The organism is Thermorhabdus hydrogeniformans, assembly GCF_049310025.1.
Lineage (GTDB): Bacteria > Bacillota > Thermosediminibacteria > Thermosediminibacterales > Tepidanaerobacteraceae > JBJYKD01.
This window is the reverse complement of the sequence record NZ_JBJYKD010000001.1, coordinates 72,743-94,244: the sequence shown is the minus strand read 5'-3', so window position 1 is coordinate 94,244 and position 21,502 is coordinate 72,743. Positions and strand designations below refer to the sequence as shown.

Genomic DNA, 21,502 nt, shown 5'->3' with positions numbered 1-21,502 from the left:
GATTTGCATAATTTTATTAACGGACGCCGTAAGTAAATCTCGGGTTTAAATGAAGTTTTAACATCGAATAGCATCAGGGAGGTGATGCGATGATATGTTTTTTTAACCAAATTGCAGAAAAAGCCCGGGCGCTCAAACCGAAGGTCATAGCCGTGGCCTGTGCAGAAGATCCGGACGTTTTGAAGGCCGTAAAAAAATGCGGGGAGTTTATGCCGGTAAGTGGGATTCTGGTAGGTTCCAGAAAAAAGATGGAGCCGCTCTTAGAATCCATGGATATGAATCTTTCGACCGTCGAGGTTGTCGATGAAGAGGACAGTCGTAAAGCTGTAAGCACGGCCGTGGATCTTGTGTGGCAGGGCCGGGCTCAAATGCTTATGAAGGGCCTTGTCTCCACTAAAGACTTTTTAAAGGGAATAGTTTCCGGCGACAAAGCTTTAACCGGAGGAAACCTTTTAAGCCATGTCGCCGTATTTGAAGTGCCGGGCCGGGAAAAACTCCTGCTGGTGAGCGATGCAGCAATGAATCTCAGTCCTGATGTTTCTATGAAATATGCAATTTTGAAAAACAGCCTGAAGGCGGCCGGCTGCCTTGGCATAAAAAATCCGAAGGTGGCGGTGCTGTCGGCGGTGGAGGCCGTAAACCCGGCCATTCCATCCACCGTTGACGCCGCAGTCCTGAGCAAGATGGCCCAGAGGGACAACCTGGAGGCCGTTGTGGACGGTCCCCTGGCGCTGGATGTGGCCGTGTCGGGAGAAGCTCTGGATCACAAGGGAATAATGTCCCCGGTGAGAGGAGATGCGGACATCCTGCTGGTGCCGGACCTGGTGAGCGGCAATATCTTATACAAATCCCTGGTGTATTTTGCAAGGGCGAAGGCGGCCGGGGTTGTGGTGGGAGCCCGTGTGCCGGTGGTGCTCACATCCAGGGCCGATTCCTATGAAAGCAAAATTTATTCCATAGCCATGGGGATGCTCATGGGTGAAGACAATTAATTGAGGGGGAGATTTTATATGGAACTGTTAAAGGAAATGTACAATAAAGGTCACGAGGAGGTGGTCTTTTGCAGCGATCCTTCGTCAGGATTAAAGGCCGTTATAGCCATACACAGCACCGTTTTAGGCCCGGCCCTCGGGGGCCTCAGGATGTGGAACTATTCCAGCGAAGAAGAGGCCCTTTATGATGTGCTGCGCCTTTCCAGGGGAATGACTTACAAAAACGCCGCCATGGGTTTGAACCTGGGCGGCGGGAAAGCCGTTATCATAGGCGATCCCCATAAAGACAAGTCTCCTGAGCTTTTCATGGCCTTCGGCAGATTCGTGGAAAGCCTGGGGGGTAGGTACATCACCGCGGAAGACGTGGGCACCTGCGAAGAGGATATGAGCTATATTGCCCGGGAGACATCACATGTGGTTGGCCTGGCGGGAAGGAGCGGCAACCCCTCGCCGGTGACGGCTTACGGAGTGTTCCTTGGGATAAAGGCGGCGGCAGAATGGGTTTTTGGCAGCGATGACCTGAAGGGCAGAAAAGTAGCCGTCCAGGGCCTGGGGCACGTGGGAATGGAACTCGCCCGGCTGCTGGTGGAGGCGGGGGCGCATGTGACGGCGACGGACATTTACCCTGACAGGGTAAAGGAAGCCCGGGAGAACTTTAATATAAAAACTGTTGGACCGGATGAAATTTACGAAGTGCCCTGTGATATTTTTTCTCCCTGTGCCCTTGGAGCAGTAATTAATGAAAACACCGTGGACCGCTTGAGATGTAAAATCGTGGCCGGTGCGGCCAACAACCAGTTGAAAGACGAGAGCTTCGCCAGAAGGCTTATGGAACGGGGCATCCTGTATGCGCCGGATTACATCGTCAACGGCGGCGGGGTGATAAACGTAGCCGAAGAGCTGTCTGGTACGCCCTACAGCATTGAAAGGGTGTTTAAAAAACTTACCATAATACCCGCGAGATTAAAAGAGGTGTTTTCCTGCTCCGCCGCAAAAGGCGTAACCACCGCCGAAGCCGCGGATATCGTCACCGAAAAGAGGTTTGAGAAGGTGGCGGTATAAAAATATTTTTCACAATAGAGGAGAGGGGGCATTTATGGAGAATAACTTATATGCCGTTCTGGCCATAAATCCCGGTTCCACCTCTACAAAGGTGGCCGTATATGAAGATGTAAGGCCTGTTTTTGTGGAGAAGATATATCATTCGGTTGAAGAATTAAAGATATACGTAAATGTTATGTCACAGTACAACTTCAGGAAAAAATTGATACTGAAGACCCTTGCGGAAAAAAATTACGACATCAAAAAGCTCCGCGCGGTGGCAGGACGGGGAGGTCTTATGAGGCCGGTGGAAGGCGGGACATATGTCGTTGATGAATGCATGCTGGAAGACCTCAAAAGCTGCCGATTTGGGGAACATGCGTCAAACCTTGGGGCGGTCCTGGCATACGAAATCGGCAATGAACTGGGCATACCGGCTTATGTGGTGGACCCTGTGGTGGTAGACGAAATGGAGCCCATGGCAAAAATAACCGGCATCCCGGAAATCCTGCGCCGAAGCGTATTTCACGCCCTTAACCAGAAGGCCGTGGCCAGGAAAGCGGCGGCTTTGCTGGGCAAAAGATATGAGGAAATTAACATCATAGTGGCTCATCTGGGGGGCGGCATTACGGTGGGGGCCCACAGGAGAGGCAGGGTGGTGGATGTAAACAACGGCCTGGACGGAGAGGGACCCTTTTCTCCCGAAAGGGCCGGAAGGTTACCGGCACTGGAAGTTGCAAAAATGTGCCTCACAAAAAATCTCAATCTGTCCGCAATAAAGAGGATGCTCGCCGGTGGCGGCGGCCTTGTGGCCCATCTGGGTACCAGCGATGCGAAAACCGTGCGGGAGATGATCAACAGCGGCGATACAAAAGCAGGATTGGTGTTTGAAGCCATGGCTTACCATGTGGCCCGGGAAATTGGGGCCTGCGCCGCGGCCCTCTCCGGAAAGGTGGATGCCATCGCCCTGACGGGGGGCCTGGCTTATGATGAGCAATTTGTGGAATGGATTAAAGAGCGAGTGGCCTTTATAGCGGACGTTTACGTATTCCCGGGGGAAGACGAACTGGAGGCTCTGGCTCAAGGAGCGCTGAGGGTACTGAAGGGGTTGGAGGAGGCTAAAATTTACGAAAAGTGCGGTGCGGAAGCGGTATCTTTCTAAAGTTTATTTGGAGGAGGGGGGCTTCATTTGAACAGATTGATGATCGACAAAGACCGGTGTAAAGGGTGCGGGCTTTGCGTGACCGTATGTCCAGCAAAAATACTGTATCTTGATAACTCTGCGGTAAACGCGCTGGGCTATCATCCGGTGGCGGCCAATGACGGCTGCATTGCCTGCGGATTTTGTTCCACCATATGCCCGGACGTGGTTTTTGCCATATACAGGGATGTAAAGGAGGGCGAAGCGGTTGGAAAAGGTGCTGATGAAGGGTAATGAGGCACTGGCGGAGGCGGCCCTGAGGGCCGGGTGCCGCTGTTTTTTCGGCTACCCCATAACCCCTCAGAGCGAGCTGCCGGCATATCTGGCCCGGGAAATGCCTAAAAGGGGAGGCGTTTTCCTGCAGGCCGAAAGCGAGGTGGCGGCCATAAACATGGTCTACGGCGCCGCCGGAGCCGGCGCCCGGGTTATGACTTCCTCTTCAAGCCCCGGCATAAGCCTGAAACAGGAAGGAATTTCCTACCTGTGCGGGGCGGAACTGCCCTGCGTAATAGTAAACATAATGAGAGGCGGGCCGGGGCTGGGGGATATCCAGCCGGCTCAATCCGATTACTTTCAGGCTACGCGCGGAGGGGGACACGGGGACTACAGGACCATAGTGCTGGCACCCGCCTCCGTGCAGGAACTCGTCGACCTGGTGTATGATGCCTTTGACCTGGCGGATATTTACAGGAATCCGGTCATGATATTGGGAGACGGAATTTTAGGCCAGATGATGGAGCCTGTGGTGTTTAAAGAAAGGCCCCAAAGGCAGCTTCCTCCCAAGACCTGGGCTACCACGGGGATGAAAGGGAGAGACCGGAACATAATAAATTCCCTCTACCTGGACCCCGTTAAACTGGAAGAACACAACCTTAAGCTTCAGAAAAAGTACACACAAATAGAGGAGAATGAATGTCGCTTTGAAGTAATAGACGGCGACGATGCGGAGTACTTTGTGGTGGCCTACGGGATATGCGCCCGCATTGCCTTTTCGGCCGTAGAAAGAGCCCGGCAGGAGGGCTTAAAGGTGGGGCTTATAAGGCCCATAACGCTGTGGCCCTACCCGAAAAAGGCCTTTGAAGATGTAATCGAAAGGGCAAAAGGCTTCCTGACCGTGGAACTTTCACTGGGCCAGATGGTAGAAGATGTAAAACTATCGGTAAATGGGCGCTCACCCGTGTACTTTTACGGCAGGACCGGCGGCCTGGTGCCTTCCGCCGAAGAGATATACCGGGAGATTGTGAAAATGATAGGAGGTGCCCGGAGTGAAAGTGGTTTTTGAAAGGCCCAAGTCCCTGCTGCCGGCCGGGACCCATTACTGTCCCGGGTGCGGCCACGGCATAGTGCACCGCATGGTGGCCGAGGTGATGGACGAACTGGGGATCCGGGACAGAACCATAGGCGTCGCCCCGGTGGGGTGCTCGGTCCTGGCTTACAATTACTTAAACTGCGACATGCAGCAGGCCGCCCACGGCAGAGCTCCGGCGGTGGCTACCGGCATCAAGAGGGTATTGCCCGAAAGCATAGTCTTTGCCTACCAGGGGGACGGGGATCTGGCCTCCATAGGCACCGCCGAAATAGTTCACGCGGCGGCCCGGGGAGAGAACATCACGGTGATCTTTATAAACAACGCCGTATACGGCATGACCGGGGGCCAGATGGCGCCGACAACGCTAATAGGCCAGAAGACCGAGACAACCCCCTGGGGCAGGGACCCGGAGCTTGCCGGTTATCCCGTAAAAGTGTGCGAAATGCTGTCGGTTCTTGATGGGCCGGCGTTTATTGCCAGAGCGGCTCTTGCCGATGTAAAGAGCATTTTAAAGGCAAAAGCCTTTATTAAAAAAGCCTTTGAAATGCAAATGGAAAAACGCGGTTTTACCCTGGTGGAAATCCTTTCGCCATGCCCCACCAATTGGGGTATGACGCCCCAGGAGGCCGTGAAGTGGGTAAACGACAGAATGACGGCCCAGTTCCCGCCGGGCGTTTTTAAAAAGCCGGAGGAGGTGTCGGTGTGAAACTGGAAGTAATAATGGCCGGGTTTGGCGGTCAGGGTATAATGCTGATGGGCGAGATCCTGGCTCACGCGGCGATGACGGAGGGAAGGGAGGTTTCCTGGATTCCCTCCTACGGGCCGGAAATGAGGGGAGGTACCGCCAACTGCATGGTGGTGATTTCCGACAGGAGAATTCCGTCGCCGCTCATATCTTCTCCCGATGTCCTGGTGGCCATGAACAAGCCCTCCATGGAAAAGTTCTCTCCCACTGTAAAGCCTGGGGGGCTTGTCATCCTGAACAGATCCATGATTGACGCTGCTTTGGACCGCAGGGACGTGGAGATTCTTGAAGTCGATGCCGGCAAAATAGCCGAAGAAATGGGCAATATTAAAGCGGCCAACATGGTGGCTCTGGGAGCTCTTGTTGGGAAAGCGGGCATGGTCAATCCCAAAACCGTGCTGAACTCTATAGATTATTTCCTGCCCGCTCACCGCAAGTCGCTTTACGAGGTCAATGAAAAAGCCTTTTTAAAAGGCGTGGATATGATGGTAAGGCAAAATAAATAAAATTGATTTTAGTTTGAAAAGTCGCTTCCGGTGGTTGTGACGACCTAAGTGCTAAGCCAGAATGACCCGGCGCATAGCCGGGATTTTTTGCTTCAGTATAAGACTTCCGCCCAGGGGTAACGGGGTGTTATAATTATTCTTAAAGAGGCGCTCATCCGTCTGCAGCTGAAGGACTGAATTGATAAAATTTTTTGAGGGCAGTCTAAATTCCGGTTTCGCCAAAAGGAGGGATTCTTTTGAAAGTATTTTCGGTGTACGGTGAAACAAAATCAGTGGTGGCTGCGGTTGCCGGGAATATTGTCAGAGAGCTGGCGGGTCGGGGCTTCACGGTGGGTTACATAAGAGACGCGGCCGGCGAAAGAGATCGTAATGATGGGACGCGCCGGAAGGTAGAAGCTTTTGAAAAGGCCGCCTGCGCGGAGATCGTGTGCGTGCGGGACGGCGGGCAAACGAAAGTGACTTTTTCCAGAGAACTCCCCCTTGATGAGATTTTAAATTTTTACCATCAGGATTATGTGGTGCTGGAAGGATTTGGTCATGCGGCGGTCCCGGGCATCCTGTGCGCCGCGGCACCCGGCGATATCCCCGAAGCGATGGAAGATACGGTGTTTGCCATCTCCGGCCCTATCGCGGGCACGATAAAAGAATACAGGGGCCTACCGGTGGTGGATGCCTTCGGCGATATCAAATCTCTTGTGGATATCGTTGAGGAGAAGGTGTTTGAAAAACTTCCAGGAACAGGCCGAGAAGATAAGTGCGGCCTGTGCGGGAAGACCTGCCGCCGGATGGCCGCAGACATAGTGAAGGGAAGGGCGAGAAGGCAAGACTGCCGGGCATCGGGGGATTTTATTGAAGTGAAGATAAACGGAAAATCCCTTGAGATGATGCCTTTCGTGAAAAATACAGTTACATCGGTAATTAAAGGGCTTCTGTGCCAGTTAAAGGGATATGAAGAGGGTGATATATCTATCAATATCAGGAAAGAATAAAGCGTTCCGACCCGATGGTCGGGATAGCGGGACGGCGCTAAAAGAACTGGAGGGTGATTATATTAATGCTCGAACAGTGCCGGATTTGTCCCAGAAGTTGCAGGGTTAACAGAATAAAGGGTGAACAGGGGGCCTGCGGTGCTTCCGGCAATGTGGTCGTAGCCAGGGCCTTCGCCCATATGTGGGAGGAACCGTGCATCAGCGGCACCAGGGGCTCGGGGACGGTATTTTTTACAGGTTGCAACATGAAGTGCGTGTTTTGCCAGAATTTTAAAATCAGCCAGGAGGGTTTCGGCAAAGCCGTTACCGTGGATGAACTTGCCGGTATATTCCTGAGGTTGCAGGATAGGGGGGTTCACAACATAAACCTGGTCACTCCCACCATTTACACACTGCAGATAGCCGAAGCCGTTAAAAGAGCAAAAAAACGGGGCCTTGAAATTCCCGTAGTATGGAACTCCAACGCCTATGAAAACGCCGAAGCGTTAAAACATCTTTCGGGGCTGGTAAATGTTTACCTGCCCGATCTGAAATATTTTGACGACACCCTGGCTTTAAAGTATTCCGGGGCTCCAAACTATTTTAAAAACGCCACCCGCGCAATAATGGAGATGTTTGCGCAGGTGGGCGAACCGGAGTTTGACGATGAGGGGATAATCAAAAAGGGCCTGATAATAAGGCACCTGGTGCTGCCCGGGCAAAAGGAAGATTCCAAAAAAATACTCCGGTGGATAAGTGAACACCTGCCAAAAGGTGTCTATATAAGCCTGATGTCCCAGTATTTTCCCTGCTATAAGGCGGAAAGCCGCCCGGAAATAAACCGGATGCTTTCCGAGGAGGAATATGAAGAGGTGATTGAATACTTCTTTAAACTGGGCCTGGAAAATGGGTTTGTCCAGGAAGAAGGAGCCGCTTCCCGGGAGTTCGTGCCCGAGTTCAATTTAGAGGGTGTTTAAATTTTTCTCAGGGATTTATAATAACCTTTAGAGCCCTGCCACTGGAAGCCAGCTCAAAGGCATCTTGATAATCGGTTAAGGGGAAAGATTTTGAAATCAATAGGTTCGTATCAATTCTTCCCTGAGCGATTAGATTCAACACCTTTTTCATGTGGACCACCGTAGAATCGGATGTGCCGTGCACAAAAAGCTCCCTGTAATGAATGATATTGCTGTCAATGGCAATGGTTGAACGGTCTTTTGGGAGCCCGCCGAAGAAATTAACCCTGCCTCTCTTCGCGGCCGCCGAAAGGGCCTGCACCTGGGCTTCTCCCGACGGAGCCGCCACAATTATAACATCCGCGCCCCGACCGCCGGTTTCTTCCATGACAACTTTGACAAAATCTTCCTTCCCCGAGTCCACCACCCTGTCGACGGCTTTTATCTTTCGGGCCATTTCCAGGCGTTCCGGCGAGATTTCGGCCATTACGACCTTTGAGGCGCCCAGGATTTTGGCCATCATGGCATGAGCCGCTCCGACCGGTCCGGCGCCGATCACAGCCACCACGTCCTGTAGCCCAACCCGGGAAAGCTCCTGACCGTTCAGCACGCAGGAGATGGGCTCAACTATACTTGCCTGTTCAAAGCTCACGTTTTCCGGGATAGGGATGACTCCGCCCGTGCGCACCATCTTTTCCGGCACCGCCACGTATTCGGCGAAGCTGCCGTCGTACTGATAGGAAAGGGCAGCCTTGCGGTCGCAGAGGTTGGGCAGCCCCCGGAGGCAGTAATCGCAAGCGCCGCAGGGCACCGTGACGGAAAGCAGAACCCGGTCGCCAATTTGAAAGCCTTCCACACCTTCGCCTATTTCCACTATTTCGCCGGCGGCCTCATGGCCCAGGACTCGAGGCAATGTCATGCCGTGCGAAGACCCTCCCGCCCTGATGTTTCTCAGGTCGCTGCCGCATATGGCACAGGCCCGCACCCTCACCAGGATTCCGCCTTTTGGAGCTGAGGGCTCCGGTATATCTTCCAGCCTTAAATCATTTTTTCCGTAAAGCCTGAGAGCCAGCATGGAATCACTCCCCAAATCATATTATCCAAAAAAATCACTATCATGCTTTATTATTGCTGCCGCAGAGGTAAATCTTGTTTTTCGCCACCTCTTTTACCAGTTCCAGTGACTTTTTCAAAAGTTCGTGGGGGGAAGAGTGTTCGGGGAATTTCGGCAAGGATTCTTTAATACCTCTGTAGAAAGCCATGCGAAGTTCTGTGCAGATGTTTACTTTGGATATCCCGGCGGCAATGGCCGCTCTCATCTGGTCGTCGGGCGTCAAAGACCCGCCGTGGATTACCAGAGGGGTCCCGGTCACTCCGGCTATCTGTTTAAGCCTTGGAATATCCAGGTGAGGCTTGAATTTATAGGGCCCGTGGGCTGTGCCGATGGCCACAGCCAGGGCGTCGACGCCGGTTTTTTCCACGAAAAGCCGGACTTCTTCGGGTACCGTTAAAAAATTCTTGACGTCTTCTTCGGAATCTGACAGCCCGACTCCCACGTGGCCCAGCTCCGCTTCGACGCTGACTCCTGCGGCATGAGCGAATCTAACCACCCGGGATGTCTCTTCAATATTCCTTTCCAGTGGGAGGGTGGAGGCGTCTATCATGACCGAATTAAATCCAAGGTGAATAAATCTCGCCACCGTATCGAGGTCCTTTCCGTGGTCAAGGTGCAGGCAAATCGGGATTCTGGATGACATGGCCGCCTCTTTCATCATGGGCGCCATGTAGCGAAGATATCCACCTTCCATATCGGCGTCGAGGATCATGATTATGACGGGAGATTTTTCTTCCTCGGCGGCTTCCACCACAGCCTTGAAAGTTTCAAGGTTGAATACGTCGAAAGCCGGGACGGCATACCCCTTTTTGCGCGTATCCGAAAGGATTTCTCTTAAAGACGCGAGCATGGCTGTAACCCCTTTCATAAAAGTAAATTTTGCTGAACAATTGCTCGACTCTGTGAAAAAATTTCACATCGTACTATAAATTCGCCGTGACGATTTAAAAATCCTTTTTTTAAGATTGAAATATTTAAACATTGGACTTTTTGACGGGATATTAGTTATAATATAAATAGAAATAATTTACAAAAGAATCGAAAGGAGATATATAAATTGAAAGATCCCAGGCTAGAGAAACTGGCTCATCTGCTGCTCCATTATTCGGTGGAGCTGAAGGAAAGGGACAGGGTCCTCATCGAAGCGGGACCTGGCGAAGCGCCGCTGGTAAAGGAGCTTATCCGCGAGGCCTACAGGATGGGTGCCGTTCCTTTCTTTTCAATCGACATGCAGGAACTCCAGAGGGAGCTCTTGATGGGTATCGATGAAGAAGCTCTGAAAATGATGGCAAAATACGATTCCCGGCGCATGAAGGATATGGACGCTTACATAGGCATAAGGGGCGGCGACAACGTGGCCGAGCTCGCCGATGTGCCGCAGGAAAAGAAAGCGTTATACATGCGGCTGTACACAAAACCGGTTCACGGTGACATACGGGTGCCCCATACCCGGTGGTGTGTGCTGCGCTACCCCAATCCCTCCATGGCTCAACTGGCCGATACCAGCACAGAGGCTTTTGAGGATTTTTATTTTGACGTCTGCTGCATGGATTATGCCAGGATGTCACGGGCTATGGAACCCCTTGTGGACATAATGAATGCCACGAAAAAGGTGCATATAAAGGGGCCTGGTACCGACCTTACCTTTTCCATAGAGGGCATTCCGGCCGTAAAATGCGACGGCAAGAAGAATATCCCCGACGGGGAGGTATTTACCGCGCCGGTAAGGGATTCAGTTAACGGGGTTATTACCTATAACACCCCTGCCGTTTACCAGGGGTTCACCTTTGAAAACATAAGGTTTGAATTCAAAGACGGTAAAATCGTCAAAGCCACCGCCAACGATACCGAACGCATAAACAAAATTCTGGACACCGACGTCGGAGCCCGCTATATAGGAGAGTTTTCCTTCGGATTGAACCCCCGTATCTTAAAGCCCATGAAGGATACGCTGTTTGATGAAAAGATAGCCGGCAGCATTCATTTCACACCGGGCAGGTGTTACGACGAGTGCAGCAATGGAAACAAATCCGCCATCCACTGGGACCTGGTATATATCCAGAGGCCCGAATACGGCGGAGGGGAAATCTGGTTTGACGGCCGCTTGATAAGAAAAGACGGCGTTTTCATACCCGAGGAATTGCAACAATTGAATCCCGAGAATCTGGTGTAAAGGAGGGAAGTCCGGCCCGGTAAAACGGCGTGATTGCAGGCGCCCTTTTTAGGACCGGGAACCGAATAAACCGTGCTGATAAATGATATTTTGCCCGGCGTTAAAAAAATAAAGAGTATGTGGCCTGCAGCTTTCATCCCCATGGGATGGGATTTGATAAAGATAGTATCCGTTTTTACCAGCAGATATCTGGGATACAATCTTTACCTTGATAAGTCTGCGGGCAGCATTTTGGTTGAATTAGGCGGCTTCAACCTTCGAGTTTTAATTCCCGCTTCCCTTCCTTCCATTCAGCAGATGGGGCTGCTTAAAGTTTTGGGAGAAAGCCCCTCGACGTTTAACAGGTCATGGGCCGGGATAACGGCCTACGCGGCCTTTTTGTTTTTGGGGGGGCTGCTTACCGCCGGATACCTGGGCCTGTTGAAAGATGGGATAAGAAACCGATCCGTGCGCCTGAAGACTTTTTTTCAGTTTTCCTGGTATTACGGGCCGAGGATGTTTTTAATACTGGCGCTGGAAAGTCTGGGACTCACCCTGCTGGGGGTTTTCGGCGACGGTGGATGGTTGAAGATGCTGGAGGCCTTTCTGGGGTTATTGTTTATGCTGACCCCTTATATTGTTGTAATGGAGGATTACGGGGTGGTTGAGGCGGTTGTGGCCGCACCGGCGATCCTGCTCAAGCATATAGGGCGTTTTTCTTCGATTCTGGTTGAGGTTGCCGTGATTTCTACGGTGTCTTCAGCGGCTTTTGTCTCGCTTGGAGGCCGGGCATGGATCCCGGCGGTGGCGGTCTGGCCTTTTATCGGTACGGTGCTTGTCTACGATATAATGCTTTTTTTTCACAATGTGGCCATGAAAGATCCTCTTGATGAAAGGCCCAGAGAATATTTAAGGGGATACGGTCAGTCTTTTTTAAAAACCCTTATAATTTTCCTGGCCCTGATCGTGATTGCCGGTCTCCCCACGGCACTATCCAAAAGCCGGTATTTCGGTGCTCTTTTGCCATGGCACAAACCGGTGATTCAAAAACAGGGTTATGTCTATCAAACCGGGGGCGGTCTGGTTTTATCGAGAAACAATAATTTGTCCAGAGCAAAAATAATAATTGACACCTTATCGCCCCGCCCCGATGACATACTTTACACAAAGCCGGGGGTCATCCGGGGGAAGGGGAGACTCATCACAGCCTTCAAGCCCATCTATTTTACGTTTGAACTGACACGGATTCCCACAGAGAAAGAAGTCGTATACGGCCTGCAAAACGGCGGCAAGGTGGAAGCCACCGACGGCATCTGGGGCAATCCCGTGGAAAGGGGCATGATACTGGTCATAGGGGGCGGCCTGGACCGCCTGTCCGGGGTGATATACGACAAGAGGGATTATTCGGAATTCAACACACTCTGGTCGCCGGATAAAGATTCAATTTTCCTGGGGCCCACCGGAAATAAAAAAGACCTGTATGGTTTCTATGCGGCGGGAAAATTGCCCCCAACTCCCGTGGAGTTCCAGTGGATTTACAACAAAGCCGTCCCGGTTCCGGCGGAAGGTGAAAAAGATCCCCTCCACATCATGCAAAAGTTAAATGTGGCTTTTGAGTCGCTGGACCTGGATATGCTTTTGAATATGATGTATTATGTGAACGATTTGAAACCGCAAAATGTGCTTGAAATCCTCGAAAAAAGGTTCTCCAGGATAAGGTGGAACATGAAAGCAAAGGGACTTCAAAATTGGGAGGATAATGTCAGGTCGGATGTAAGCTACTATCAGGCCTCCGCAGAGAAGATAGTGGTGTTGGGGGATTACTATTACTTGAGAGACAAACTTGGATTTCGGGCAGAAATATATAAAATCGGCGGCAGGTGGAAGATTACTAAAATGGTCATCGAATAGCTTTTCTTTAATCATCTTCAAATATATTTTCCGCCAGCTTCCGGATTTCAGTCTTCCGCCTTAGGGTTTCTCTTTCGTCCACGCTCATTTTATTCAGGTCAATCACGTCTCCTTCCCGGGCTTTTTCAGGGAGAAGGCTTTTTTTAATGTTAAGTATTTTGCCGTCATCCCTCTGGACGACGGCGAAATCCCCTTCGAACCTGTCGATTACGGCAAACATAAAATCCCACCTTCATACATTAATGCCTGTAAACACCCACGGCGGAACCGGCGCGGCAAGCCGACCCATATTTATCGTATCGTGGAAATTTTTATCCTCTGGCCGTCGCTGGAAAAAAGCAGATTCCCGTTGTCGGCGGTGGTGTAGACTTTGACCCCGTGGGCGGCCAGGCGCCGCATCGTCTCCCTGTGGGGATGGCCGTAATCGTTGTTCCTGCCCACGCTGATGACGGCGTATTCCGGTGATACGGCCGAAAGAAACTCCTCGGAAGTTCCGGAACTGCTGCCGTGGTGGGCCACTTTCAAAACGTCGGCCCGCAGGTCGTAACGCTTCTTAAGCATTTCTTGTTCAGAAAGCTTTTCGGCATCGCCGGTGAAAAGAAAGGATGTGTCTTTATACGTAATTTTTATCACTATGCTGTAATTGTTTAATTCATCGTAACGGCTGCTGTTGGGCGCCAGGATATCCGCCTTTAAGCCTTCTTCCAACGGTATGGACATCCCGCCCCTGGCGGCGGTAATTTTCAGATTCTTTTTTTCCGCCGCCCGGAGTACGTCTTTGAAGGTCCTGGTAGTGGTGGTTACTTTCGGCATGTAGATTTTTTCGATGTCAAAGGCTTCAATGACGTCGTCCATGCCGCCTATGTGGTCTTCATGAGGATGGGTGCCCACCAGCACGTCCAGATTTTTTACTCCATAACTTTTTAAAAAATTTACGACAGTTTTCCCGTCGTCATTGTTACCCGCATCGATGAGCATGGTTTTTCCGCCGGGCAGCTTTATTAGAATGCTGTCGGCCTGCCCCACATCTAAAAAACTTACCTGCAATACACCGGTGGCATCGGCCGGAGTGGAGTCCTGCGGCGGGGAATTACCCGGATAACCGGGAGCGGGTGCAATCCCTCCGTTTTCCCGGAGGGACTGCGCATGCCGCGGCTCGCCCTGATATGAACAGGCGGCGATGGACAACAGCATGAAAATTATCAAAAAGAGAAAACTCAGGTTCCTGCAATTTGAAAGTCGCTGCATTTGTCAAATTCTCCCGGTATTTTGATTGTTTTTATGCCACTATTTTAACAGAATCGGCGCCGCCGGGCAAGACTTTCTAACTTCACGTATTTTTAATCCCAGCAGGACCTCCCGTCGGTGGTTATGCATTTGCCGCCGTCATCTCTGCGCTCGTAAGCGTCGCAGTAGGTGCCTTCTTTTGACGTGCAGCCGGGCCTTATGGCGTTTACCATAACGCTTTCCGCACGGCATTCGTTGTCTTTATTATTTTTGCATGTTGACACATTGCATTTTATATTTGCCATAAAATCGCCCTCCGTAAAATATAATATTTTTGTACCATCTATATTTAGTATTCCAACATCTTTATCAAATACACCGGTTTCATACGCACGGCTTTAAATTATAATTGAAATTCTGCTATAATTGAAATTCTGCAGCTGCAAGGATTGTTGAAGTTAATTGGCGATTTAAAATGCTATCGGGGAGGAATTCCAGCCTTTTTGTAGAATAAAACATAAAAAGGGTGACAATTTATGGTTGGGAACAATTCATTGACCCAGGCCGGGACCGCAATGCAGTTTTGAAATAAATGGAAAGTAGAAATCCGCGCAAATCCAGATGGGGTGGAGATCTTGAAAAAAATCAATTTGAAAGACATAATAAAAAGCATGAATCTGGAGGTCCTGGTGGATCCGGGTTTGGAGGCGCCGGTCATATCCGTTTCGGACCTGAATCGCCCCGGCCTGGAACTGGCCGGTTTTTTCGACCATTTTGCGTTTGAAAGGATACAGATTCTCGGCATGACCGAAATCCACTTTTTGGAGAGACTTCCGCCGGAAGTGCGCCGGGAGCGGCTGGAAAAACTGCTTTCCTATAACGTGCCCTGCGTCATTGTGACAAGAAAACTCAAGCCTCCGGCAGAACTTATTTCCCTTGGCAGAAAATATGAAAGATGGATTCTCACCACTCCCCAGGCCACCACCAGGTTCATAAGCCAGCTGACCGATTATCTGGAAAGTGAAATGGCGCCAAGGACCACATTACACGGTGTGCTGGTGGATATATATGGGGTGGGGGTACTTCTTCTGGGAGAAAGCGGTATAGGCAAGAGCGAGACCGCAGTGGAACTCATTAAGCGGGGACACCGGCTGGTGGCCGACGACGCCGTAGAAATAAAACAGGTGGCCAAAGATGTGCTCATTGGCACCGCTCCCGAACTCATCAGGTATTATCTGGAGGTTAGGGGACTGGGGGTCATCGATGTGAAAACGATTTTCGGTGCCGGCGCCGTCAGAGATGACATAAAGATAGAAATGGTAATAGAGCTGGTCGAATGGGAAAAATATAAGGAGACGGATAGGCTGGGGCTGGAGGATGAAAAGATAAAAATACTCGATTCATATCTACCCAAAAAGACCATTCCCATACGGCCGGGCCGCAACCTGGCGGCCATACTGGAGGTGGCCGCCATGGACCATCGCCTGAAAGACATGGGCTATAATGCGGCCCTGCAATTCAGCAAGAGACTTTATAGCACAATAAATAAAAAATAAATCCTGGGAGGGGTAAACATGTTGGATGATTTGCCACGCATAAGAGAACTGGATAAGGGCGGGATGCTGGATCTCATTTACCGCCTTCCAGACCACTGCGAGGAGGCCCTGAAAATCGCCGGGGAGTCAGTGAGGGGCCTTCGATTTCACAATATAGTGAATGTGGTCATCACCGGCCTTGGCGGTTCAGCCATAGGCGGCGATCTTGTGAGGATGATAATCCAGGACAAAGCCACGGTCCCCATCATTGTAAACAGGGATTACAATCTCCCGGCCTTTGTGGATGAAAAGACCCTGGTCATTGCTTCAAGCTACTCGGGAAATACCGAGGAGACACTCGCGGCTTACGATGAGGCCGTAAAGAAAAAGGCCAAAGTTGTGGTCATAACCACCGGAGGAGAACTTAAGAAAAAGGCTCTTTCCGGCGAAGTGCCGGTGATAACCATTCCCGGAGGCCTTCCTCCCAGGGCGGCCCTGGGTTATTCCTTTTTTCCGCTGCTGGTGGTCCTTGAAGAGCAGGGCATTGTAAGCAGGAGGTATTTTGATGCGGGAGGGGTTATCAGGCTTTTAAGAGAAACAAGAGAACATCTCCGCCCGGAAATACCCGAAAAGGATAATCCCGCAAAGCAACTGGCGAGAAAACTTTTCGGCAGGCTGCCGATAATATACGGTTCCTCCGGGACCACCGAGGTTGTGGCGGTAAGATGGAAAGGCCAGTTCAATGAAAACGCCAAGCACCCGGCTTATCATAACGTTTTCCCGGAACTCAACCACAACGAGATAATGGGTTTTGAAGGCGACAAGAGTTTGCTGAGAGTGATGGAAATAGTTATACTTAGGTCCCCGGATGAAAACGAACGAATAAACAGGCGAATACAAATTACTCTGGATTTAATCAAGGAGAGGGTGAGCGGCGTCACCGAAATATGGCCCCGGGGTGAGACCCCTCTTGAAAGAATGTGGTACCAGATAATGTTTGGGGATTATGTGAGCGCTTATCTTGCGATCTTAAACCAGAAGGATCCTACCGAAATAGGCTCCATTAACATTTTAAAGGAGAGGTTGAAAAGCTGATATAGGGGTGGTTTGTTTGATTTTTGAAGTGGATACCCACTGCCACACCGTTGCCAGCGGGCATGCCTACAGCACAATCATGGAAAACGCCCGGGAAGCGGCCAGGAAAGGGCTCAGGATGATAGCCATTACGGATCATGGTCCCGCCCTTCCGGGTGGGCCGCATTATTATCATTTCGGGAATATAAAGGTGGTTCCCAGGCAGATAGAGGGAGTATATGTATTAAGGGGCATTGAAGCTAATATAATGGATTTTGACGGCACGCTGGATCTGCAGGAAGCCTATTTAAAAACCCTGGATATAGTCCTGGCGGGTTTTCATACTTACTGCTTCCCCGGCGGAAGTGTGGAAGACAACACCCGCGCGGCCATAGAAGCCATGAAAAACCCGTATGTGGACATACTGGTTCACCCGGGGAACCCCGAATTTCCCATAGACATAGACAGGGTTGTGGAGGCGGCGGTGGAATACAACGTTTACATAGAAATCAACAACAGTTCCTTTACCGTGAGCCGCCGGGGAAGTGAGGAAAACTGCCTGTTAATTGCTAAAAAAGCAGCCGAATTGGGGGCAGGGATTGCGGTGGGGAGCGACGCCCATATATGTTGCGATGTGGGTAATTTTGATAAAGCCGTAGAGATTATAAAACAGGCGGGAGTATCTTATAAGAATATATTAAATACTTCAATGGAGAAGGTGATATCTTTTTTGAAATCTAAAGGAAGGGAGTTTGCTCCCGGCTGCAAATCCGGGGTAAAAATTTAATTTTTCAAGGGGGGTTTTTTTCATGCCAGCGATTGTTTACTTGAACGGACAAAGGATGGAATACGAAAATGCAAAAGTCTCCGTGGAAGATCGGGGATTCCAGTTCGGAGACGGTATTTACGAAGTGGTGAGAGTTTACGGGGGCAGGTTTTTTTACCTTGACAGGCACCTGGCAAGATTAAAAAAAGGTGCCGATGAGATTTATATGCACCTGGACTTCGGCCTGGATAACCTTGAAAGGGTGTGCCGCCAGGCCGTAAAGGAAAGCGGGTACAACAACGCGTCGGTATATATTCAGGTCACCAGGGGGGCTGCTGAGCGCCAGCACGCGTTTCCCGAAGGCACTTCCTGCACCTGGGTAGTAATCGTGAGAGAAGCCAGAGGACAGGCCGAAGAATTTTATGAAAACGGGGTTATGGCCATAACTGTCCCGGACGAACGCTGGACCAGGTGCAACATAAAAACGGTTCAGCTTCTGGCAAACTCCATTGCAAAGGAAAAAGCCAGGAAGGCGGGAGCTTATGAGGCTATATTCCACAGGGGCGGCTGTGTCACCGAAGCCTCCAGCAGCAATGTCTTTATAGTGAGAAATAAAAAGCTGTTGACACATCCCGCCAATAATTTGATACTGCACGGCATAACCCGAAGCGTGGTGCTCGAAATAGCCGGGGACAACCGGATAGATTTTTCTGAAGAGGTTTTTTCACTGCAGGACCTTTTTGATGCCGATGAGGTGTTTGTGTCGGGGACGATGACCGAAGTGATGCCCGTTGTCAAGGTGGACGGCAAGATTATCGGGGACGGTGTGCCCGGAGAGATTACAAGAGTGATCATGAAGAATTTTAAGAGATTGACCGAGACCGTCGACTGTTAAATGCTTAATCTATCATAAAGTTAAATATAAAATAATATAGATAGGGTAAAAGGTCTATTTGGAGGGGATATGTGTGTGCCGGCGGCCTTTTGCCCTATTTTTGTGCATGGCGCTCATGCTGCTGTCAGCAGTTTATTTTACAGCTTGCGGTATAAATAAACAGGATGTAAAAGAGGAAAAAGAAGAAACATGGAAGGGAGTTATAACACTGTGGGATTTTCCGCGATGGCCTGATAAAAACGGCAACCGGTTCGGGTGGATTGAAAAAAAGATTGCGGAATTCGAAAGATCCCATCCGGGCGTTTTTATTCACCTTCGAAAGCTAAAATGGGAATACGGCATGATAGAACTGAGGGCGGCGGCCTCCACGGGAACCTACCCGGATATAGCCCCGGTGGCGTCGGATTTCGATTTCATTGCAGGCGGTTACCTGGAGCCGCTGGATGAGTTTTTCAGTGAATCGGAGCTTTCAAAATATGATCCAAAGGCTCTGGAGGCGGTGACGTATCAGGGTAGAATCTACGGTTATCCCTGGTTTATGACTACCCACGGGCTTTTTTTAAATTTGGACTCCTTTAAGGGCAGAGGTGCGGCCATCCCGCAGGACGGCAGGTGGACTTATGACGAATTCGTTCGGGCCCTTCAAAAACTAACTTATAAAACCAAAAGGGATAAAGAGGTTTATTACGGCTTCAATCTGTATTTATCTCCCGGCAGCTATCAGATATGGGGGTTCTTGACCATGGATGGGGCAAAAATATTTGACGAAGACGGAAATTTTGCCTTAAACAGCCCCGAAGGAGTTTCCGCCCTTTCCAAAATGGTTGACCTGGCCGCAAAATACAGGGTGGTGCCCGAGGAAGAATACGGCGCTATTGACGAAAACGCGGTATGGGGGGACTTTGCCGAAAAGAGGAAAATAGCCGTCTACCCCGCTGGTTCCTGGGCCGTAAAGATACTGGCCGACAGGCAAAAGGCGGAGAAAGGGTTTGAATTTGAGGTGGCCCATTATCCGAAGGGGCAAAGAGAGCCCGTAAACTTTGCACTGGTATCGGGTTATGCTATTTTTAAGCGTGGGGATAATGCCAGAAAAGCCGCCTGCGCGGAGTTTTTGCGCTTTATCACCTCGGAGAAGGAGCAGGAGGCCCTTGCCGATTACGGCGTTTTCCCCGCGCGTATTGAAGCACAGCAAAAGGTTGTTTCTGACCCATACATGAAAAGAATGAAGGAAATTCTTGACGCTTCCCGGGTCCCCCCTAAAATTGAAAATTGGCACGGGGTTGATGAAGCGGTGACCGCCCAGGTGAGGCAGGCCCTGCTTCGAAAAAAAACCCCCTCCCAGGCTCTGGAGGACGCGGCCCGTGAGGTGGAAAAAATACTGGCTGGCAACAAAAAATCTGTGCGGCCAATGGAGCTTAACTAAAAAATATTCAGCGCTTTGTCAAAATCCGCTGTTCCGCTCTGGCGGTAATAGTAAGCGGTAATATTATCATTATCTACATCGGTGATGACGGCTTCTATCTGGAATTTACCGCCTTCTTTTATTACATGGGGGCCCGATGCCTCCAGATGCCCACGGTCTCATATTTTTCCCTCCTCGTCGACCTGAAGCAATTTATACCCGCCGAGGACCAGGTGTTCCACAATTTATATTTTCAACAATTTTTGTTATATTCCTTTAAAATTCGCTCGCATCGCGTAAATTTTATAAGGCTCAGGGCGGAAAAATACACCAGACATTGGGTATTATATAGGTAGTATATATTGCGGATATTGCAAGGTTGGAGAGGGATAATTATGGTCTTTAAAGAAAACGAATTTTTTGACGAGATAATAATGGGCTCTCCCAAAATTATAAACGGCATCACGTTTATACCTCTAATGAATGTAACTTTCGGTTGTTTTGATAGTTTCAGCTTTGGATTCGGCTGTTGCATTTCTCCCAGGGCCTTTATCGTAATAGACCGGGATGAGAAGATAAGCTTTTACAACCTGATATCCGGTGAAAATCCTTTGGACATACTGAAAAATATAAGCTAAAATATTTTTCGGGCATACATATATATATAATTAGATAAAGGAACTTCCGAAGATTGTCTTTAAATTTTAGCAGGAAATGTCGTTAATAATATAGAAATAAACTTATCTGGATGTTTTAAATCTTTTCAGACTGGAAGAAGGGAAGATATTATGGACCTGGTAAGGATATACAATGAATTGAAAAATATGTTGTCCGAAGACCGGATTAAAATAAAAGAACCGCTGAAAAACCATACTTCCTTTCGCATTGGAGGCCCCGCCGATATTCTGATTTTGCCGGTAGATGTTGAAGAGGTAAGAAAAGCAGTAATGCTTTTCAAAAAAGAAAATATCCCCTTTTTTGTGATGGGGAATGGAACAAACCTTCTGGTAAAAGACAGGGGGATTAGAGGGGCGGTGATAAAACTTGCTCAAAACTTTAACGATATAGAAGTGGAGAATAATATTTTACGGTGTAAGGCGGGAGTGCCCCTGTCGGTTGCGGCCAGGGCGGCGCAGGAAAATAGTCTGAGCGGCCTTGAATTTGCGAGCGGCATACCCGGCACCGTGGGAGGGGCCGTGGTTATGAACGCTGGAGCCTACGGCGGAGAAATGGCGGATGTTGTAAGTAAAGTCAAAGTCCTGGACATGGACGGGAACGTATACGAGATGTCAAAAAACGAACTGGAGTACTCATACCGCCGCTGTGTCCTTCAAAGAGGAGATAGAATTCTGCTTGAAATAGAGATGGAGCTGAAACCCGGAAACCCCGATGAGATAAAAATGAAAATGGAGGATTATCTCACCTGGAGAAAGGAGAAGCAGCCCTTAAACTTTCCCAGTGCCGGCAGTGCTTTTAAAAGGCCGCCGGGGAACTTTGCGGGTCGCCTCATCGAAAAGGCCGGCCTTAAAGGTTACAGGATTGGAGGAGCCATGGTATCGGACCTGCATGCCGGTTTTATTGTAAATGTGGATAACGCCACCTGTGAGGATGTACTTAAATTAATAAGCCATATCCAAAAAGTGATAAAAGATAAATTTGATGTGGACCTGGAGCTTGAAATACAAATCAAGGGCGAATAGCAAAAGGA

Annotated in this window: 23 protein-coding genes; 18 read left to right on the top strand and 5 right to left on the bottom strand. The window is 49.9% G+C overall.

Translation table 11 applies throughout. The features are described 5' to 3' along the window. Window positions 1–89 precede the first annotated feature (89 nt). The 9 genes from ACKX14_RS00435 to ACKX14_RS00395 all read left to right on the top strand — a co-directional run bounded on the left by ACKX14_RS00435 (window position 90) and on the right by ACKX14_RS00395 (window position 7,739). Window positions 90–992: a bifunctional enoyl-CoA hydratase/phosphate acetyltransferase gene (locus tag ACKX14_RS00435; protein ID WP_422443617.1), complete on the top strand. Its 903-nt coding sequence runs from the start codon at window positions 90–92 to the stop codon at window positions 990–992. Between the two features lie 18 nt (window positions 993–1,010). Next, window positions 1,011–2,054: a Glu/Leu/Phe/Val family dehydrogenase gene (locus ACKX14_RS00430; RefSeq protein ID WP_422443616.1), complete on the top strand. Its 1,044-nt coding sequence runs from the start codon at window positions 1,011–1,013 to the stop codon at window positions 2,052–2,054. Between the two features lie 34 nt (window positions 2,055–2,088). Then, window positions 2,089–3,195 (top strand): butyrate kinase, encoded by a 1,107-nt coding sequence (gene buk, locus ACKX14_RS00425; protein WP_422443615.1) that lies wholly within the window; start codon window positions 2,089–2,091, stop codon window positions 3,193–3,195. 39 nt (window positions 3,196–3,234) lie between these two features. Continuing rightward, complete coding sequence (locus ACKX14_RS00420; RefSeq protein WP_422443724.1) at window positions 3,235–3,468, top strand: 4Fe-4S dicluster domain-containing protein; 234 nt, start codon at window positions 3,235–3,237, stop codon at window positions 3,466–3,468. Further along, complete coding sequence (locus ACKX14_RS00415; RefSeq protein ID WP_422443614.1) at window positions 3,443–4,516, top strand: 3-methyl-2-oxobutanoate dehydrogenase subunit VorB; 1,074 nt, start codon at window positions 3,443–3,445, stop codon at window positions 4,514–4,516. Before ACKX14_RS00420 ends, ACKX14_RS00415 begins: the two co-directional genes overlap by 26 nt. Further along, window positions 4,500–5,249: a thiamine pyrophosphate-dependent enzyme gene (locus tag ACKX14_RS00410; protein WP_422443613.1), complete on the top strand. Its 750-nt coding sequence runs from the start codon at window positions 4,500–4,502 to the stop codon at window positions 5,247–5,249. The genes ACKX14_RS00415 and ACKX14_RS00410 overlap by 17 nt, the downstream gene beginning before the upstream one ends. Continuing rightward, complete coding sequence (locus ACKX14_RS00405) at window positions 5,246–5,794, top strand: 2-oxoacid:acceptor oxidoreductase family protein (RefSeq protein ID WP_422443612.1); 549 nt, start codon at window positions 5,246–5,248, stop codon at window positions 5,792–5,794. Before ACKX14_RS00410 ends, ACKX14_RS00405 begins: the two co-directional genes overlap by 4 nt. A 236-nt stretch (window positions 5,795–6,030) precedes the next feature. After that, on the top strand, window positions 6,031–6,783 hold the full coding sequence (locus ACKX14_RS00400) for a hypothetical protein (RefSeq protein WP_422443611.1): 753 nt from the start codon (window positions 6,031–6,033) through the stop codon (window positions 6,781–6,783). Between the two features lie 65 nt (window positions 6,784–6,848). Next, complete coding sequence (locus ACKX14_RS00395; RefSeq protein WP_422443722.1) at window positions 6,849–7,739, top strand: radical SAM protein; 891 nt, start codon at window positions 6,849–6,851, stop codon at window positions 7,737–7,739. Window positions 7,740–7,746: 7 nt separating this feature from the next. On the opposite strand, the gene ACKX14_RS00390 is transcribed toward ACKX14_RS00395, so the two are convergent. After that, entirely contained in the window at window positions 7,747–8,793 is a 1,047-nt protein-coding gene (locus tag ACKX14_RS00390) for a zinc-dependent dehydrogenase (protein ID WP_422443610.1), read from the bottom strand. Window positions 8,794–8,833: 40 nt separating this feature from the next. Further along, window positions 8,834–9,682, bottom strand: coding sequence for a class II fructose-bisphosphate aldolase (locus tag ACKX14_RS00385; protein ID WP_422443609.1), 849 nt, complete (start codon window positions 9,680–9,682; stop codon window positions 8,834–8,836). A gap of 207 nt (window positions 9,683–9,889) precedes the next feature. Here ACKX14_RS00385 and ACKX14_RS00380 point away from each other — a divergent pair, with 207 nt between their 5' ends. Both ACKX14_RS00380 and ACKX14_RS00375 read left to right on the top strand, forming a co-directional pair. Then, window positions 9,890–11,005, top strand: coding sequence for an aminopeptidase (locus ACKX14_RS00380; protein WP_422443608.1), 1,116 nt, complete (start codon window positions 9,890–9,892; stop codon window positions 11,003–11,005). Window positions 11,006–11,077: 72 nt separating this feature from the next. Continuing rightward, the gene (locus ACKX14_RS00375) at window positions 11,078–12,895 is read left to right on the top strand and encodes a hypothetical protein (RefSeq protein WP_422443607.1); all 1,818 of its coding nucleotides are present in this window, start codon (window positions 11,078–11,080) and stop codon (window positions 12,893–12,895) included. 7 nt (window positions 12,896–12,902) lie between these two features. Here ACKX14_RS00375 and ACKX14_RS00370 read toward each other — a convergent pair whose 3' ends face one another. From ACKX14_RS00370 to ACKX14_RS00360, 3 genes are all read right to left on the bottom strand, one after another. Beyond that, window positions 12,903–13,115: a DUF3006 domain-containing protein gene (locus ACKX14_RS00370; RefSeq protein ID WP_422443606.1), complete on the bottom strand. Its 213-nt coding sequence runs from the start codon at window positions 13,113–13,115 to the stop codon at window positions 12,903–12,905. Between the two features lie 71 nt (window positions 13,116–13,186). Further along, window positions 13,187–14,143, bottom strand: a complete 957-nt coding sequence (locus tag ACKX14_RS00365; RefSeq protein WP_422443605.1) for a ComEC/Rec2 family competence protein — start codon at window positions 14,141–14,143, stop codon at window positions 13,187–13,189. 92 nt (window positions 14,144–14,235) lie between these two features. Further along, window positions 14,236–14,427, bottom strand: a complete 192-nt coding sequence (locus ACKX14_RS00360) for a DUF1540 domain-containing protein (RefSeq protein ID WP_422443604.1) — start codon at window positions 14,425–14,427, stop codon at window positions 14,236–14,238. A 330-nt stretch (window positions 14,428–14,757) separates the two neighbouring features. Between ACKX14_RS00360 and hprK the strand changes: the two genes are divergently transcribed. From hprK to murB, 7 genes are all read left to right on the top strand, one after another. After that, window positions 14,758–15,678 (top strand): HPr(Ser) kinase/phosphatase, encoded by a 921-nt coding sequence (gene hprK, locus ACKX14_RS00355; protein ID WP_422443603.1) that lies wholly within the window; start codon window positions 14,758–14,760, stop codon window positions 15,676–15,678. 18 nt (window positions 15,679–15,696) lie between these two features. After that, window positions 15,697–16,752, top strand: a complete 1,056-nt coding sequence (locus ACKX14_RS00350) for a bifunctional phosphoglucose/phosphomannose isomerase (protein ID WP_422443602.1) — start codon at window positions 15,697–15,699, stop codon at window positions 16,750–16,752. Window positions 16,753–16,768: 16 nt separating this feature from the next. After that, entirely contained in the window at window positions 16,769–17,518 is a 750-nt protein-coding gene (locus ACKX14_RS00345) for a phosphatase (RefSeq protein ID WP_422443601.1), read from the top strand. A gap of 22 nt (window positions 17,519–17,540) precedes the next feature. Further along, a complete protein-coding gene (gene dat / locus ACKX14_RS00340; protein WP_422443600.1) occupies window positions 17,541–18,392 on the top strand; it encodes a D-amino-acid transaminase in 852 nt (283 codons plus the stop codon). 73 nt (window positions 18,393–18,465) lie between these two features. Beyond that, a complete protein-coding gene (locus ACKX14_RS00335) occupies window positions 18,466–19,815 on the top strand; it encodes a sugar ABC transporter substrate-binding protein (protein ID WP_422443599.1) in 1,350 nt (449 codons plus the stop codon). Between the two features lie 374 nt (window positions 19,816–20,189). Next, window positions 20,190–20,432 carry a GerW family sporulation protein gene (locus ACKX14_RS00330; RefSeq protein ID WP_422443598.1) on the top strand — a complete coding sequence of 81 codons (243 nt, stop codon included), beginning with the start codon at window positions 20,190–20,192 and terminating at the stop codon, window positions 20,430–20,432. 150 nt (window positions 20,433–20,582) lie between these two features. Beyond that, window positions 20,583–21,494 carry a UDP-N-acetylmuramate dehydrogenase gene (gene murB, locus ACKX14_RS00325; protein WP_422443597.1) on the top strand — a complete coding sequence of 304 codons (912 nt, stop codon included), beginning with the start codon at window positions 20,583–20,585 and terminating at the stop codon, window positions 21,492–21,494. Window positions 21,495–21,502 lie beyond the last annotated feature (8 nt).